The organism is Bacillus sp. BC05(2025) (genome assembly GCF_056725905.1).
The window spans coordinates 505,392-522,108 of sequence record NZ_JBWYRA010000003.1; the positions used below are offsets into that span (position 1 = coordinate 505,392).

The 16,717-nt window shown below is 36.6% G+C and carries 17 protein-coding genes; 16 read left to right on the top strand and 1 reads right to left on the bottom strand.

The features are described 5' to 3' along the window. Positions 1 to 5: 5 nt before the first annotated feature. From gmk to spoVM, 14 genes are all read left to right on the top strand, one after another. Entirely contained in the window at positions 6 to 623 is a 618-nt protein-coding gene (gene gmk / locus ACZ76X_RS13410) for a guanylate kinase (RefSeq protein ID WP_001257738.1), read from the top strand. Between the two features lie 2 nt (positions 624 to 625). After that, the gene (gene rpoZ / locus ACZ76X_RS13415) at positions 626 to 838 is read left to right on the top strand and encodes a DNA-directed RNA polymerase subunit omega (protein ID WP_000933969.1); all 213 of its coding nucleotides are present in this window, start codon (positions 626 to 628) and stop codon (positions 836 to 838) included. Between the two features lie 173 nt (positions 839 to 1,011). Beyond that, positions 1,012 to 2,217, top strand: coding sequence for a bifunctional phosphopantothenoylcysteine decarboxylase/phosphopantothenate--cysteine ligase CoaBC (gene coaBC, locus ACZ76X_RS13420; RefSeq protein ID WP_479850673.1), 1,206 nt, complete (start codon positions 1,012 to 1,014; stop codon positions 2,215 to 2,217). Then, positions 2,214 to 4,619: a primosomal protein N' gene (priA, locus tag ACZ76X_RS13425; RefSeq protein ID WP_479850674.1), complete on the top strand. Its 2,406-nt coding sequence runs from the start codon at positions 2,214 to 2,216 to the stop codon at positions 4,617 to 4,619. Before coaBC ends, priA begins: the two co-directional genes overlap by 4 nt. A gap of 11 nt (positions 4,620 to 4,630) precedes the next feature. After that, positions 4,631 to 5,101, top strand: a complete 471-nt coding sequence (def, locus tag ACZ76X_RS13430) for a peptide deformylase (RefSeq protein ID WP_000279468.1) — start codon at positions 4,631 to 4,633, stop codon at positions 5,099 to 5,101. Between the two features lie 23 nt (positions 5,102 to 5,124). Then, positions 5,125 to 6,069, top strand: a complete 945-nt coding sequence (gene fmt / locus ACZ76X_RS13435; protein ID WP_000598791.1) for a methionyl-tRNA formyltransferase — start codon at positions 5,125 to 5,127, stop codon at positions 6,067 to 6,069. Then, a complete protein-coding gene (rsmB, locus tag ACZ76X_RS13440) occupies positions 6,066 to 7,400 on the top strand; it encodes a 16S rRNA (cytosine(967)-C(5))-methyltransferase RsmB (RefSeq protein ID WP_342715508.1) in 1,335 nt (444 codons plus the stop codon). The genes fmt and rsmB overlap by 4 nt, the downstream gene beginning before the upstream one ends. 4 nt (positions 7,401 to 7,404) lie before the next feature. Beyond that, positions 7,405 to 8,493 (top strand): dual-specificity RNA methyltransferase RlmN, encoded by a 1,089-nt coding sequence (rlmN, locus tag ACZ76X_RS13445; protein ID WP_048530542.1) that lies wholly within the window; start codon positions 7,405 to 7,407, stop codon positions 8,491 to 8,493. Between the two features lie 4 nt (positions 8,494 to 8,497). Beyond that, complete coding sequence (locus ACZ76X_RS13450; protein WP_479850675.1) at positions 8,498 to 9,250, top strand: Stp1/IreP family PP2C-type Ser/Thr phosphatase; 753 nt, start codon at positions 8,498 to 8,500, stop codon at positions 9,248 to 9,250. A gap of 8 nt (positions 9,251 to 9,258) precedes the next feature. Beyond that, the gene (gene prkC / locus ACZ76X_RS13455) at positions 9,259 to 11,232 is read left to right on the top strand and encodes a serine/threonine protein kinase PrkC (RefSeq protein ID WP_479850676.1); all 1,974 of its coding nucleotides are present in this window, start codon (positions 9,259 to 9,261) and stop codon (positions 11,230 to 11,232) included. Between the two features lie 252 nt (positions 11,233 to 11,484). Beyond that, a complete protein-coding gene (gene rsgA / locus ACZ76X_RS13460; protein WP_048530535.1) occupies positions 11,485 to 12,366 on the top strand; it encodes a ribosome small subunit-dependent GTPase A in 882 nt (293 codons plus the stop codon). Positions 12,367 to 12,368: 2 nt separating this feature from the next. Continuing rightward, a complete protein-coding gene (gene rpe / locus ACZ76X_RS13465; protein ID WP_098667721.1) occupies positions 12,369 to 13,013 on the top strand; it encodes a ribulose-phosphate 3-epimerase in 645 nt (214 codons plus the stop codon). Between the two features lie 99 nt (positions 13,014 to 13,112). Continuing rightward, positions 13,113 to 13,793: a thiamine diphosphokinase gene (locus tag ACZ76X_RS13470; protein WP_306183379.1), complete on the top strand. Its 681-nt coding sequence runs from the start codon at positions 13,113 to 13,115 to the stop codon at positions 13,791 to 13,793. A 66-nt stretch (positions 13,794 to 13,859) separates the two neighbouring features. Next, positions 13,860 to 13,940: a stage V sporulation protein SpoVM gene (gene spoVM / locus ACZ76X_RS13475; protein WP_001213599.1), complete on the top strand. Its 81-nt coding sequence runs from the start codon at positions 13,860 to 13,862 to the stop codon at positions 13,938 to 13,940. 73 nt (positions 13,941 to 14,013) lie between these two features. Here spoVM and rpmB read toward each other — a convergent pair whose 3' ends face one another. Continuing rightward, positions 14,014 to 14,202 (bottom strand): 50S ribosomal protein L28, encoded by a 189-nt coding sequence (gene rpmB / locus ACZ76X_RS13480; RefSeq protein WP_000124776.1) that lies wholly within the window; start codon positions 14,200 to 14,202, stop codon positions 14,014 to 14,016. A gap of 376 nt (positions 14,203 to 14,578) precedes the next feature. Between rpmB and ACZ76X_RS13485 the strand changes: the two genes are divergently transcribed. Continuing rightward, complete coding sequence (locus tag ACZ76X_RS13485; RefSeq protein WP_000021109.1) at positions 14,579 to 14,941, top strand: Asp23/Gls24 family envelope stress response protein; 363 nt, start codon at positions 14,579 to 14,581, stop codon at positions 14,939 to 14,941. A gap of 22 nt (positions 14,942 to 14,963) precedes the next feature. Then, the gene (locus ACZ76X_RS13490; protein ID WP_098667723.1) at positions 14,964 to 16,640 is read left to right on the top strand and encodes a DAK2 domain-containing protein; all 1,677 of its coding nucleotides are present in this window, start codon (positions 14,964 to 14,966) and stop codon (positions 16,638 to 16,640) included. The last annotated feature ends 77 nt before the right edge of the window (positions 16,641 to 16,717 follow it).

Genomic DNA, 16,717 nt, shown 5'->3' on the forward strand with positions numbered 1-16,717 from the left:
TATTTATGAGAAGTAGAAGAGGATTGCTCATCGTTCTTTCAGGACCTTCTGGGGTTGGTAAAGGAACGGTTCGAAAAGAGCTGTTTAGTCATGAGGATACACGTTTTCAGTACTCCATTTCAGTAACGACACGTAAGCCACGTGAAGGTGAAGTGGATGGTGTGGATTATTTCTTTAAAGAGAGAGAAGAATTTGAGGAAATGATTCGTAATGAAAAATTACTTGAGTGGGCTGAATTCGTAGGTAATTATTACGGAACACCGATTGACTATGTTGAAAAAACATTACAAGAAGGAAAAGATGTATTCTTAGAAATTGAAGTGCAAGGAGCAATTCAAGTTAAGAAAGCTTTCCCAGAAGGTGTATTTATTTTCTTAGCACCTCCAAGTTTATCTGAACTAAAGAACCGAATTGTTGGTCGTGGTACAGAAACTGAAGATGTTATTGAAAATCGTTTAACGGTAGCGAAAGAAGAAATTGATATGATGGACGCTTACGACTACGTTGTAGAAAACGATCAAGTTGAACTAGCTTGTGAAAGAATTAAAGCAATTGTGGTTGGCGAACATTGCCGCCGCGAAAGAGTAGCAAAATATTATAAAGAAATGACGGAGGGTCTATAATTATGTTAAATCCATCAATTGATTCATTATTAACAAAAATCGATTCTAAATATACACTTGTAACAGTGGCTGCAAAACGTGCGCGCGAAATGCAACTTGCTAATAACTGTGTTGTAGAAAAACCGGTTTCTCATAAATGTGTAGGTAAAGCATTAGAAGAAATCGATATTGAAGCGTTAAGCTACGTACCAAGTGAAGATAAAGTAACTGAATAAGACTTTGTCTTCGACAATTTAGAACATAGACTTTATAATTTTCTATGTAACGGTAACAACCTATTTACAAGTAGGTTGTTATTTTTTTACGGTAGGGAAGAAGTATTGATACTGACGAGATAAGAATTTTGTTTCAGTATGGATAAGTTTGAAAAAGAAAGAGGACGAGCCATATGCTAAAAGGGAAAAAGATACTTTTATGTGTAACAGGAGGCATTGCGGTCTTTAAAGCGGCTGCGTTAACGAGTAAATTGACACAAGCTGGTGCTATTGTAAAAGTAATGATGAGTGAGTCGGCAATGAAGTTTGTTACACCTCTTACATTCCAAGCGCTTTCTCGCCATGATGTATATACGGATACATTCGATGAGAAAGATTCAGCTGTTATTGCTCATATCGATTTAGCGGATTGGGCTGATGTTGTACTTGTTGCACCTGCTACAGCCAATTGTATTGGAAAGTTAGCTAACGGTATTGCGGATGATATGATTACAACTACTTTGTTAGCTACTACAGCCCCAGTGTGGATTGCACCTGCTATGAATGTGCATATGTATGAAAATAAAATTGTTCAAAAAAATATGATGACGTTAAAAACGTTAGGATATACATTTATTGAGCCTGGAGAAGGCTTTTTAGCTTGTGGTTATGTAGCGAAGGGAAGATTAGAAGAACCTGAAGCGATTATTGCACGGCTAGAAGAGGCTTTTTCAGAACAAAAACCATTGCAAGGAAAAAGAATATTAATAACTGCTGGTCCAACTCGCGAAAAGATTGATCCAGTTCGTTTTATGACCAATTTTTCTTCTGGAAAAATGGGTTATGCGATTGCGGAAGTGGCCTCGAACTTAGGTGCTGATGTCATACTCGTTTCGGGACCGACAGCACTAAATCCACCGCTACATGTAACTACGGTGCAAGTGGAATCTGCACAAGATATGTTAGAGACAGTTCTTCAATATTATCAAAACGTAGATGTTGTCATAAAAACAGCAGCAGTTGCAGACTATCGCCCGAAATATGTTCATGATAATAAAATGAAAAAGAAAAATGGTGATGCTGTAATTGAACTCGAGAGAACAGTAGATATTTTAAAAACATTAGGTGAGATGAAAGAGAAACAGTTACTTATCGGTTTTGCGGCTGAAACGACAAACGTAGAGGAATACGCAACGAAAAAATTACGTGAGAAAAATGCAAATATGATTGTTGCGAACGATGTAAAGGCGCAAGGAGCTGGATTTGGTACAGATACGAACATTGTAACAATGTATAGAAAAGATGGAGAAATTATAGAGTTGCCACTTTTAACGAAGAAAGAGGTCGCCCGTGAAATATTAAAGCAAATTGAAACGATGTTAGAAGATGATCGTCTATGAAATTTGCAAGTGTAATTGTTGATGTACCTGCATGTCAGACAGATCGACCATTTGATTATATTATCCCTAAAAAATGGGAAGATATTGTCCAAACAGGTATGCGTGTAGTAGTTCCATTTGGCCCGAGAAAATTGCAAGGTTTTATTATTGGGATTAAAGATTCGGCTGAAGTAGAAAGTAAGAAGTTAAAAACAATCCATGAAATATTAGATGTAACACCGGTATTAAACGAGGAATTATTAAAACTTGGATATTGGCTTACAAGTGAAACATTATGCTATATGATTTCAGCTTTTCAAGTTATGCTTCCAACGGCGATAAAAGCAACATATAAAAAGCGTCTACAACTTCGTAAACAAGAAGAAGTAGCACCTGAACTACTGTTTTTATTTCAGGATAAAGAAGCGATAGATTGGGAAGCGGTTGAGACGCAGCCACATCTATACCGTACGATTCAACAAGAAATTAAACATGGCACGATTGAAGTTGTGTATCAAGTAAAAGACAAAGTGCAAAAGAAGAAACAAAGAGTCGTACAACCGGAGTTGCCAGAAGATAAATTAGAATTAGCAGCATTTGAATTGAAAAGCAAAAAACAACAAGATGTCCTCTATTATTTTGTGGAAAATTATAAAAGTGTACCGTTGAAAGTAATAACAGAAGAGTTACAAATAACAGATGCTCCGATTAAAGCACTTGTTAAAAAGGGGCTACTCTCAGAAAAGTATGTGGAAGTGTACCGAAATCCGTATGACGATGATGATTTTGAACAAACGAAACCATTCCCGCTTACGGAGGAACAACAGCAAGTTATTACACCGATTTTATCATCAATTACAAATGAAACTTACAATCCATTTTTACTATATGGTGTTACAGGGAGCGGAAAAACAGAAGTATATTTACAATCTATAGCAGCTGTGCTCAAGAAGGGAAAAGAAGCTATTGTACTTGTTCCTGAAATTGCACTAACGCCTCAGATGGTAGATCGTTTTAAAGGTAGATTTGGCTCGCAAGTTGCAGTTCTTCATAGTGCGCTGTCTGTTGGAGAAAAATATGATGAATGGCGTAAGATTTTAAGAAAAGAAGTGAAAGTTGTAGTTGGTGCACGTTCAGCCGTATTTGCTCCTTTTGAAAATTTAGGGATTATTATTATTGATGAGGAACATGAATCGAGCTATAAGCAAGAAGATAATCCGAGATATCATGCAAGGGATGTAGCTGTGTGGAGGGGACAATATCATAAATGTCCTATCGTTCTTGGCAGTGCAACACCGACACTTGAATCATTTGCAAGAGCAAAAAAAGGTGTGTATGAATTACTGACGATGGAAAAGCGTATGAATGAACAAGCTTTACCGACAGTAGAGATTGTTGATATGCGTGAAGAACTTCGTGACGGGAATCGTTCCATGTTTTCAAAGGCACTGCATGAAAAAATAGCAGATCGGTTAGAAAAGAAAGAACAAATGGTGCTGTTTTTAAATAGAAGAGGTCATTCTACATTTGTTATGTGTCGTGATTGTGGCTATGTTGTCCAATGTCCGCATTGTGATATCTCACTGACATATCATAAAATGAATCATCGTTTAAAATGTCATTATTGTAGCTACGAAGAGAATATGCCGACTGCTTGTCCTGCTTGTCAAAGTACATACATTCGTTTCTTTGGTACAGGTACACAAAAGGTAGAAGAAGAAATTACAAAACTATTTCCAGAGGCACGAGTCATTCGAATGGATGTAGATACGACAAGTCGTAAAGGAATGCATGAAAAATTATTAAAGGCATTCGGGGAAGAAAAAGCAGATATATTACTTGGAACACAAATGATTGCGAAGGGATTAGATTTTCCAAAAGTAACGCTTGTTGGGGTTTTAACTGCGGACACGATGCTTCATTTACCTGATTTTCGAGCGAGTGAAAAGACTTATCAGTTATTGACGCAAGTAAGTGGACGAGCAGGCCGACATGAATTGCCAGGGGAAGTTATAATTCAAACGTATACGCCAGAACATTACAGTATAGAGTTAGCAAAGAACCAACAATATGATGTGTTTTTTGATCAAGAAATGCAAATGAGACGAACGAGACAATATCCACCTTATTACTATGTTGTACTTGTGACAGTATCTCACCCGGAATTATTAAAAGCAGTACAAGTAACGGAAAAAATTGTCGGTCATTTACGGTCGCACTGCTCGCAGCAAACAATGGTGTTAGGACCAGTTGCTTCAGCAATTCCAAGGATAAAAGATAGATATCGTTATCAATGCATGATAAAATACAAACGGGAACCAAACTTAAAGAACGTGCTCAAAATGGTAAATGAACATTATCAAGCAGAAATGCAAAAAGAGCTACAAATCTCAATTGATTTTAATCCAACAATGTTAATGTAGCGGAGGGAAATATGGCAGTTTTAGAAATAGTAAAGCACCCAAATGAAGTGTTAGAAACACCGTGTGAAAGAGTAATTAACTTTGATAAAAAGTTAGTGAAATTGTTGAAAGATATGCATGAAACAATGTTAATTGCGGACGGAGTCGGTTTAGCTGCGCCTCAAGTAGGGGTAAGCTTGCAAGTGGCGGTAGTTGATATCGGTGATGATACGGGGAAAATCGAGTTAATCAATCCATCGATACTAGAAAAACGTGGTGAACAAGTAGGTCCCGAAGGCTGTTTAAGCTTCCCGGGACTTTATGGTGAAGTGGAACGTGCGGATTATATTAAAGTACGTGCGCAAAATCGCCGAGGTAAAGTATTTTTACTAGAAGCAGAAGGATTTTTAGCGCGTGCAATTCAACATGAAATCGATCATTTACATGGTGTGTTATTTACATCGAAAGTGACGAGATATTATGAGGAAAACGAATTAGAATAGGTATTAAAAGGAGCGGTTTTTAAATGATAAAAGTAGTATTTATGGGAACACCGGACTTTTCAGTGCCGGTGCTTCGTCGTCTTATTGAAGATGGCTATGATGTAATAGGTGTTGTGACGCAACCAGATCGTCCGGTAGGCAGAAAGAAAGTATTAACACCTACACCTGTTAAAGTGGAAGCAGAAAAACATGGTATTCCAGTGTTACAACCGTTAAGAATTCGTGAAAAAGACGAATATGAAAAAGTATTGGCATTAGAGCCAGATTTAATTGTAACAGCTGCATTCGGCCAAATTGTACCAAATGAAATTTTAGAAGCGCCGAAGTATGGATGTATTAACGTCCACGCCTCTTTACTGCCTGAACTTCGTGGTGGTGCGCCAATCCATTATGCAATTATGGAAGGGAAAGAGAAAACAGGTATTACAATTATGTATATGGTAGAAAAATTGGATGCTGGTGACATCTTAACGCAAGTAGAAGTGGAAATTGAAGAGCGTGAAACGACAGGCTCGTTATTTGATAAGTTAAGTGAAGCAGGAGCGCATCTTCTATCTAAAACAGTACCTTTATTAATTCAAGGTAAGCTAGAACCGATTAAACAAAATGAAGAAGAAGTAACGTTTGCATATAATATAAAACGTGAGCAAGAGAAAATTGATTGGACAAAAACAGGTGAAGAAGTATACAATCACATTCGCGGATTGAATCCATGGCCAGTTGCTTATACAACTTTAGCAGGACAAGTTGTTAAAGTATGGTGGGGAGAAAAAGTACCTGTAACAAAATCAGCTGAAGCAGGTACGATTGTTGCGATCGAAGAAGATGGTTTTGTTGTAGCGACTGGTAATGAAACGGGTGTTAAAGTTACTGAGTTGCAACCTTCTGGTAAAAAGCGTATGAGTTGTTCACAATTTTTACGTGGCACAAAACCTGAAATTGGAACGAAGTTAGGAGAAAATGCATGAGACAAAATGTTCGTGAATTAGCTCTTGATGGTTTAATTCAAGTAGAAAAAAGTGGTGCATACAGTAACTTACTTTTAAATAATCTAATTGAAAAAAGTACAATTGATAGAAAAGATATTGGTTTATTAACTGAAATTGTATATGGAACGATTCAGCGTCGTGACACATTAGATTACTATTTACAGCCTTTTTTAAAAAAGAAGGTTGAGGCGTGGGTAAGAGTATTGCTTCGCTTATCTTTATATCAAATGATTTATTTAGACCGAGTGCCCGAAAGAGCGGCTATTCATGAAGCCGTCGAGATCGCAAAGCGTCGCGGCCATAAAGGAATCGCTGGTATGGTGAACGGTGTATTACGTTCCATTCAAAGAGAAGGTGTACCTTCTGTAGATGAAATCAAAGATCCAGTAGAACGTTTGGCAATTGCAACAAGTCATCCAGTTTGGCTTGTCCAAGAGTGGACTTCAGAATATGGTTTAGAAACTGCTGAGAAAATGTGTGAAGTGAACATGTTACCGCCTGTACCAACGGCGCGTGTAAATGTTGATAAAATAACAGTAGAAGAAGCAATTAAATTATTGGCTAGTGAAGGTATAGAAGCGAAGCGTGGCGATTTATCAGATGATGCAATTCAAATTGAAAAAGGGAATGTAGCGCACACAGATGCGTTTAAAAAAGGTTTTCTTTCTATTCAAGATGAAAGTTCTATGCTGGTAGCGCGCGCTCTAGAACCAGATGAGGGAGATGTAGTTCTTGATAGCTGTGCTGCTCCAGGCGGAAAAACAACGCATATTGCAGAGCGATTAAAAGGAACTGGCCAAGTTATGTCCCTGGATTTACATGCACATAAAGTACGTTTAATTAAACAACAAGCAGAGCGACTTGGTCTAGAAAATGTCGAAACAAAGGCATTAGATGCTAGAAAAGTGCAAGAGCATTTTGCAAATGGAACGTTTGATAAAATATTAGTAGATGCCCCATGTTCTGGATTTGGTGTAATTAGACGTAAGCCTGATATTAAGTTAGGTAAAGATAAAGGCGATAGTGAAAGATTATCAACGATTCAACTTGCAATACTAGAAAAAATCGCACCGTTATTAAAACAAGGTGGTCGCCTTGTTTATAGTACGTGCACAATTGAGAAAATAGAAAATGAACAAGTAATAGAGCAATTTTTACAAGAGCATCCTGAATTTGAGTGGGATACTACGATAAAAGAGCGTATGCCAGAAAAGTTAAGTCCGTATATTGATGAAGGTCAAGTACAAATTTTACCGCATTATTTTGCAACAGATGGCTTTTATATTGCTTGTTTAAGGAAGAAGGTGTAGCATCGTGGAAACGACTGTGAGAAAACAAAAGAAAAATTTAGAAACGAAAAAACCATCAATTTACTCTTTACAACTTCATGAAATGCAAGAGTGGTTAAAGGAACAAGGAGAACCAAAGTTCCGTGCTGGGCAAATTTTTGACTGGCTATATAAAAAACGTGTGAAAAATTATGAGGATATGTCAAACCTTTCTAAAGGATTGCGTGATAAATTGTCGAATTCCTTTGATATTACTACTTTAAACACGTTAGTAAAACAAACGTCTTCGGATGGAACGATTAAATTCTTATTCCAATTATATGATGGATATTCTATTGAAACGGTATTAATGCGACATGAATATGGAAATTCAATTTGTGTAACAACGCAAGTAGGTTGTCGTATTGGATGTACATTCTGTGCTTCAACGCTTGGTGGTTTAAAACGAAACCTAGAAGCTGGAGAAATTGTAGCACAAGTAGTAGAAGTGCAACGTGCACTTGATGAATCAGAAGAACGTGTAAGCTCTCTTGTTGTTATGGGAATTGGAGAACCATTTGATAACTACGATAATTTAATGGGATTCTTACGCATTATTAATCATGAAAAAGGACTTCATATTGGTGCAAGACATATGACAGTTTCGACAAGTGGAATTATCCCGAAAATTTATAAGTTCGCTGAAGAAGACTTACAAATTAATTTTGCGATTTCACTGCATGCTCCAAACTCAGAATTACGTTCAAAATTAATGCCGATTAACCGTGCTTATAAGCTACCTGATTTAATGGAAGCTATTAAATACTATGTAAATAGAACAGGTCGTCGTATTACTTTTGAATATGGACTATTTGGGGGAGAAAATGACCAAGTTGAGCACGCTGAAGAGCTTGCTGCGCTCTTAAAAGGTGTAAAATGTCATGTAAACTTAATTCCGGTAAACTACGTACCTGAACGTGATTATGTACGTACGCCACGTGAACAAATTTTCTTATTTGAAAAAACGTTAAAAGATCGTGGAGTAAATGTAACGATTCGCCGTGAACAAGGTCATGATATTGATGCAGCCTGCGGTCAGTTGCGTGCGAAGGAGCGCAAAGAAGAGACGAGGTGACGAGATGAAAGCCGTGTTTCTATCAGATAAAGGAAAAGTTCGTCAACATAATGAAGATAGTGCAGGAGTTTTTCACAATTTAGATGGAAATATTTTAGCGGTAGTAGCAGATGGAATGGGAGGTCATCGAGCTGGTGATGTAGCTAGCTCGATGACCATTCAATTATTCCATGATTATTGGAAGCAAACGCATAATATGAATGAGCCAAAAAAAGTAGAAGAGTGGTTACATACTAGTGTTGGGATTATTAATGAGCGTGTGTATGAGTACTCTAAGCAACATGTAGAATGTAATGGCATGGGAACAACGCTTATAATAGCAATTTGTACGCCAAACTTTGTGACAATAGGTCACATAGGAGATAGTCGTTGCTATATGATATCAGAGGGGAAAATCTCGCTTGTAACGGAAGATCATTCACTTGTAAATGAACTTGTGAGACATGGTGAAATTTCAAAAGAAGACGCAGAATATCACCCGAAAAAGAATGTTTTGTTAAGAGCATTAGGAACAGAAGAAAAAGTCGGATTAGATGTTAAAACACTAGTGCTTGAGGAAGATGATCAGTTACTTCTTTGCTCTGATGGATTATCTAACAAAGTTTCTATTGCTGATATGCAACAAATTTTACAGTTAAATGAACAGCTAGAAGCTAAGGGACAACGCCTCATTCAATTGGCGAATGATCGTGGCGGGGAAGATAATATCACCCTTGTTCTTATTGATTATGCGGGTTCGACAAACGAAAGTAGGTGAAGTGCAACGTGCTGATTGGAAAACGCTTAAATGACCGTTATAAGCTACTGAAAATGATTGGTGGCGGTGGAATGGCCAATGTGTATTTAGCTCATGATGAAATACTGGGCCGGGATGTAGCGGTAAAAATATTAAGACTCGACTATTCAAATAACGAAGAGTTTATTAAACGTTTCCATCGAGAAGCGCAGTCTGTTACAACGTTGTCGCATCCAAATATTGTGAATATGTATGATGTCGGAGAAGAAGATGGTATATATTATCTTGTAATGGAGTATGTACCAGGACAAACATTGAAACAATACATAATCGAGCGAGGGATGTTACCTATAGGAGAAGCTCTTGATATTATGGAGCAGTTAACATCCGCCATGGCACACGCCCATCACTTTGAAATTGTGCACCGTGATATAAAACCGCACAACATATTAATTCGAACTGATGGAGTAATAAAAGTAACAGATTTTGGAATTGCGACAGCTACAAGTGCAACAACAATTACACATACAAATTCGGTACTCGGTTCGGTGCATTACTTATCACCAGAACAAGCGCGCGGCGGGATAGCAAATAAACAATCAGATATTTATTCCCTAGGGATTGTTATGTTTGAGTTGTTAACAGGAAGACAACCGTTTTCTGGCGAATCTGCTGTTGCTATAGCTTTGAAGCATTTACAAAGTGAAATTCCGTCTCCAAAAAGATGGAATGAAAATATTCCACAAAGTGTGGAAAATATTATATTAAAGGCAACTGCAAAAGATCCGTTTCATCGATATCAATCTGCCAATGCGATGAAACGAGATATTGAAACTGCGCTATATCCAGAGAGGATAAATGAGCAGCCATTTTACATACCGGAAGATATGGAAGCGACAAAAGCGATTCCGATTATTCAACAAGAACAATTATTCGAAAATGTAACTGATGAAACAATTGTTTTAAAAGGAAGTAAAGTGGATGAACAGACAAGAAACGAAGAAGCAGAATTAAATAAGAAGAAAAAACGAAGTAATAAATGGCTCAAAATTTTAATTACAACATTTTTACTTTTAGCGATTGGAATAACGTTAGCGCTTACTGTTATTCCAGGATTCTTTATTCCCAAAGATGTGAAAGTCCCTGATGTGGCTGGTATGAAATATACGACAGCAGTAAATACATTAGTTGAAAAGGGTTTTGAGGTTACGGAACCTAATATTGTATATACAGATGATGTAGAAGTCGGTGATGTCATAAAAACAGACCCTGTAGCAGGGAGAGTCGTGAAAGAAAACTCTAAAATTACTATCTATCAATCAGGTGGAAAAAAGAAAAACAAGATGAGTGATTTCACAGGAAAAGACTTTGAGAGTATAAGGAATGAATTAGAAGAAAAATATAAGCAAGTTACAATAAATTATATTGAAAATGATAGGCCAAAAGGTGAAATCGTTGAGCAAATTCCGACGCCGGATCAAATGGTAGTAGAAGCGGAACAAGAGCTGAAAATTTGGGTAAGTAAAGGTCCTTATCAAATTAGACCAGGTGATTTTTCAGGATGGACTGAAAATAGCGTAAATGGTTATTTGAATGAGAGAAAACTAACTCCAGATATAAAACGAGAGTATTCCGATACTGTTGATAAAGGACTTGTCATTTCGCAATCTCCAAAACCGGGAACGCCGTTAAAAGAAGGAGATAAAGTGACGATTGTCATCTCAGAAGGTCCTAAGCCGAAAGTAACGAAAACAGTGAAAGTAGATAATATTTCTATTCCGTATGAGTCTTCTATAATAGGTGAGAAAAAACCACAAACGATAGAAATTTATAAAGAAGATATGCAACAAAAAATGGATAGACCAATTGAAACTAGAACAATTTCAGAGTCGGCAACTATTTCATTAGAATTTGTAATTCAAGAAGGCACAAAAGGACACTATAAAATTGTGCGAGATGGTGTAACGATTATCGACAAAGAAGTACCTTACCCAACTCAATAATAATGAATTCCATGTTCTGTTTAAAGAGGATGGGATGTATTACTCTTGCCTGTTATGCTGTCTACATATAGTAGAAAGTATAACAGGCAAAAATATATGATTCAAAAAGCTATAAAAGTGATACTGTTATAAATAATATTTTAAATTTGATGGTAGGTTAAATATAATAACTTGCATATATGACGGGTTTTGAAATCATTATTTAATAATTTTAATTACAGCTTCACTTTATACAAAATAAAGGAGAATTATATGCCAGAAGGAAAAATTGTAAAAGCTCTAAGTGGGTTTTATTATGTGCAGCATGAAGAAGGGATTACACAATGTCGCGGGCGTGGTGTGTTTAGAAAAAATAAAATTACACCACTGGTAGGAGACCAAGTTGTTTTTCAAGCAGATAATCCAACTGAAGGATACGTGCTTGAAGTATTTGATCGAAAAAATGAACTTGTTAGGCCTCCTATTGCTAATGTTGATCAAGCCATCCTTGTTTTCTCCGCAGTAGAACCAGATTTTAATCCGGGACTGTTAGATCGATTTTTAGTGCTGATCGAATATCATAATATTAAACCGATTATTTGCATTAGTAAGATGGATTTAGTAGATGAAAAAATGAGAGAGACTGTTGAATCTTATGCAAATGACTATCGTGAGATGGGATATGATGTATTATTTACTTCTATAAATACATCGGAAAGTATTGATATTTTAAAACCATTCTTAGAAGGTTGTGTTTCTGTCGTTGCAGGACAATCAGGTGTTGGAAAATCTTCTATGCTAAACGTTTTACGTCCAGAGTTAGAACTGAAAACGAATGATATTTCCTCGCATTTAGGACGCGGGAAACATACGACAAGACACGTGGAATTGATTGCGATTGGAAGCGGACTAGTGGCAGATACACCTGGTTTTAGTTCACTTGATTTCATAGATATCGAGGTAGAAGATCTTACATATTGTTTTCCAGAGTTGAAAGAAGCGAGCCAATACTGTAAATTTAGAGGGTGTACACATCTTTCTGAACCGAAATGCGCTGTGAAGGCAGCGGTTGAAGAAGGGAAGATTACAGAATATCGTTATAAGAATTACAAACAATTCGTAGAAGAAATTAGAGAGAGAAAGCCGAGGTATTAGTTATGATTAAAATTGCACCATCGATCTTATCAGCAGATTTTTCAAAATTAGGGGAAGAAATTAAAGATGTAGAAAAGGGCGGAGCAGATTATATTCACGTCGATGTAATGGATGGACATTTCGTACCAAATATTACGATTGGACCATTAATTGTAGAAGCAATCCGTCCGATTACATCGTTACCATTAGATGTACATTTAATGATTGAAAATCCTGATAACTATATCCCAACTTTCGCAAAAGCGGGAGCGGATATTATTACTGTTCATGTAGAGGCATGCCCTCATTTACATCGTACAATTCAGTTAATTAAATCTCATGGCATTAAAGCGGGAGTTGTATTAAATCCGCATACGCCAGTTTCAGTAATTGAGCATGTATTAGAAGATATCGATATGGTATTACTTATGACAGTAAACCCTGGATTTGGTGGACAGAAATTTATCCATTCCGTATTACCAAAAATTAAACAAGTTGCAGACATGGTTAAAGAGCGCAATCTAGACGTAGAAATTGAAGTTGATGGTGGTGTAAACGCTGAAACAGCAAGACTTTGTGTGGAAGCAGGAGCAAATGTACTTGTAGCTGGATCAGCTGTATACAATCAAAAAGACCGCGGTGAAGCAATTCGTGTCATTCGTGGATAATGAATGAACGAGTCTTTATCCTAGTGAATCTTCTAGTGTACTAGGTTTTCACTATTTATAAAGGATAGAGAAAAAATATGTAAAAAGGCAATCTACCGAATGGCAGATTGCCTTTTTACAATAGAAGGGGAAGGAAACATGATTATTCATATTTTAGCGGGAGGACCTGCGGAATATTGTGCAGATTTTTCTCGATATGAAAATGAGAAAGTAGTGTGGGCGGCAGTTGATAGAGGAGTATATCGTTTGTTAAAAGGAGGGATTACTCCAGCTGTTGCGTTTGGAGATTACGATTCGGTTACTGAAGAGGAATTAGAATGGATGGGACAGCAAACAAATGACTTACATATTGTTCCTCGTGAAAAAGATCAAACAGATTTAGAAATTGCAATTAACTGGGCGTTAGAACAAAATCCAGCATTAATTCGTATTTTTGGTGCTACCGGCGGAAGGTTGGATCACGGTTTAGCAAATATACAGATGCTTTTAAAAGGATTAGAAGTAGGAATAGAAATGTGCATTGTAGACAATAAAAATGAAATAAGCGTAAAAAAAGTGGGTACACATATAATTGAAGAAAATAAAAATTTCCCTTATGTATCTTTTGTACCAGTTACTGAAATAGTGGAAGGGATTACATTACTTGGTTTTAAGTATCCTCTAACAAATAAAACAATAGAGTGGGGATCGACACTTTGTATTAGTAATGAACTCGTTGAGGAAAAAGGTACTTTTTCATTTACTTCTGGCATATTAATGGTGATAAGAAGCACTGATTAAAGAAACAATTTTGCTCCTTACATCATATAGTGAACAAGTGGAGTAATGGGGATTAGGAGGGAAACCATGAGATTTTATACAATTAAGTTACCTAAATTTCTTGGTGGAATTGTTCGTGCCATGTTAAATACCTTCAAAAAAGATTAAAAAAAGCACCTATTACCGGTGCTTTTTTCATTGGTATAGTAAAAAAAGAGCCTATCGGCTCTTTTTTTTATTATTAAACACGTTCGATTTTGCCAGATTTTAATGCTCTAGCAGAAACGTAAACACGTTGAACTTTTCCGTCGATGCGTACGCGAACTTTTTGAAGGTTAGCGCCCCACTTACGTTTTGTAGCGTTCATTGCGTGAGAACGAGAGTTACCAGAACGAGCTTTTCTTCCAGTAATAGCACAAACACGAGCCATTTATATTTCCCTCCCTTGATACCTTACCATACGTAATTTTTCAATGTTAGTCTTTTATGCGATGCTAAAAACACTACTATAATTTAACACAACTAAATAGAGAATGCAACACTGTAGAAAAAAGAAATCAAGAAAAATTACTTGACACTACATATCAATGAAGAAAAGTTGAAATCAAGAAAAATTACTTGACATATTATAGTGGTACATGTTGTATAATAACAATGGACTATTTTGCTCATCATAAAACATGTGATTTAAAACATAAAATATGAGAGTGAAAAGAAAGAACGATGGAATTTTCTTTAAAAAGATTATATGATAGTAACTAAAGTAGTCTAACTCACTTTCACCATTTATGAAGGGGGAAAACGAGATGTCAATTGAAATTAAAACGAAGTACGGTCAAATTGATATTAGTACAGATGTAATTGCAACAATTGCTGGAGGTGCCGCGGTAGATTGCTACGGTATCGTAGGTATGGCATCAAAAAATCAGTTAAAAGATGGATTAACAGACATTTTACGAAAAGAAAACTTCACTAGAGGTGTTATCGTTCGTAAAGATGAAGATGAAGTACATATTGATATGTATATTATTGTGAGCTATGGTACGAAAATTTCAGAAGTAGCACATAACGTGCAGACGAAAGTGAAATATACATTAGATCAAACTGTAGGACTAGCAGTAGATTCTGTAAACATCTACGTACAAGGAGTTAAAGTAATAAACTTGTAATGTGCATTAAGGAGGAAAATCTGTGTCAATTCAAAAAATTGATGGAAAACGTTTATCACAAATGATCATTCAAGGAGCGAATAATTTAACAAATAATGTTCAGCTTGTTGATGCATTAAACGTATTTCCAGTTCCAGATGGCGATACCGGTACAAACATGAACTTATCTATGACTTCAGGCGCACGTGAAGTGAAAGCAAATCCTTCACAACATGCTGGTAAAGTCGGCGTAAGTTTAGCCAAAGGATTATTAATGGGAGCTCGTGGTAACTCTGGAGTTATTTTATCTCAGTTATTCCGTGGTTTCTCAAAATCCATTGAGCAAAAAGAAGAATTAACAACAGTTGATTTTGCTGAAGCCTTAGAAGCTGGAGTAGAAGCGGCTTACAAAGCGGTTATGAAACCGATTGAAGGAACGATTTTAACGGTTGCTAGAGAAACGGGTAAATATGCAGTAACAGTTGCGAAAAAACAGCGCGACTTTGTTTTGTTTATGGAAGACGTTGTGAAAGAAGCAAATGCATCGTTAAATCGTACGCCGGATTTATTACCTGTATTAAAACAAGTTGGCGTTGTAGATAGCGGTGGTAAAGGTCTTGTTGTTGTATACGAGGGATTTTTAGCTGACTTAAAAGGAGAAACAATTTCTTCTGATGCGCCGACGCAACCATCTATGAATGAAATGGTACGCGCAGAACATCACCGTAGTGTACAAAGCCAATTGAGTACAGAAGATATTAAGTATGGATATTGTACGGAGTTCATGGTGAAATTAGAAGCTGAAAAAGTGAAAGAACATAATTTCTCTGAACAAAAATTCCGTGAAGATATTAGTGTATATGGTGATTCTTTACTAGTTGTATCTGATGATGAGATTGTAAAAGTTCATATTCATGCAGAGCATCCTGGAGACGCTATGAACTATGGACAACGTTACGGTAGTTTAATTAAGATCAAAGTAGAGAATATGCGTGAACAGCATACTGCTTTATTAGATGAGCCTGCTATGATGCCTGAGCCAATTAGCCAGTCTAAAGAGAAGCAACCATACGGTATCGTAACTGTAGCTATGGGATCTGGTATTAAAACTTTATTTGAGAGCATTGGCGCTACGAAAGTTATCGAAGGTGGCCAAACAATGAATCCAAGTACGGAGGATATTGTGAAGGCGATTGAAGAAGCGAACGCTGAAAAAATCATTATTTTACCGAATAACGGGAATATCGTGATGGCAGCAGAACAAGCAGCGTCAGTTGTCGATCAAGAAGTAATTGTAGTTCGTTCAAAAACAGTTCCTCAAGGTATGGCTGCAATGTTAGCATTTAACCCAGTTGGAACGTTAGAAGAAAATGAAGAAAACATGAAAGAAGCTTTATCTCATGTGAAAACTGGTCAAATTACGTATGCTGTACGTGATACGGAAATTGATGGTGTAGCAATTCAAAAAGATGACTTCATGTGTATTGCAGATGGAAAAATCGTATCAACAAATGCTGAAAAAGTAGGAGCTGCAAAGCAATTACTAGAAGCGCTTATTGATGAAGATTCTGAAATCGTAACGATTCTACAAGGTGAAGATGCAACTGATGAAGAAGTAGCTGAGTTAGTTGAATTTGTAGAAGAGAACTTTGAAGATGCAGAAGTAGAAGTACATGCTGGAAACCAACCGGTGTATTCTTTCATCTTCTCTGTAGAATAAGAAAAAATTCGTTTTGAAAATAAATGGATTATTTACTTGCTAATGGATAATAAGTAGTAATATGAAGTTTATTACTA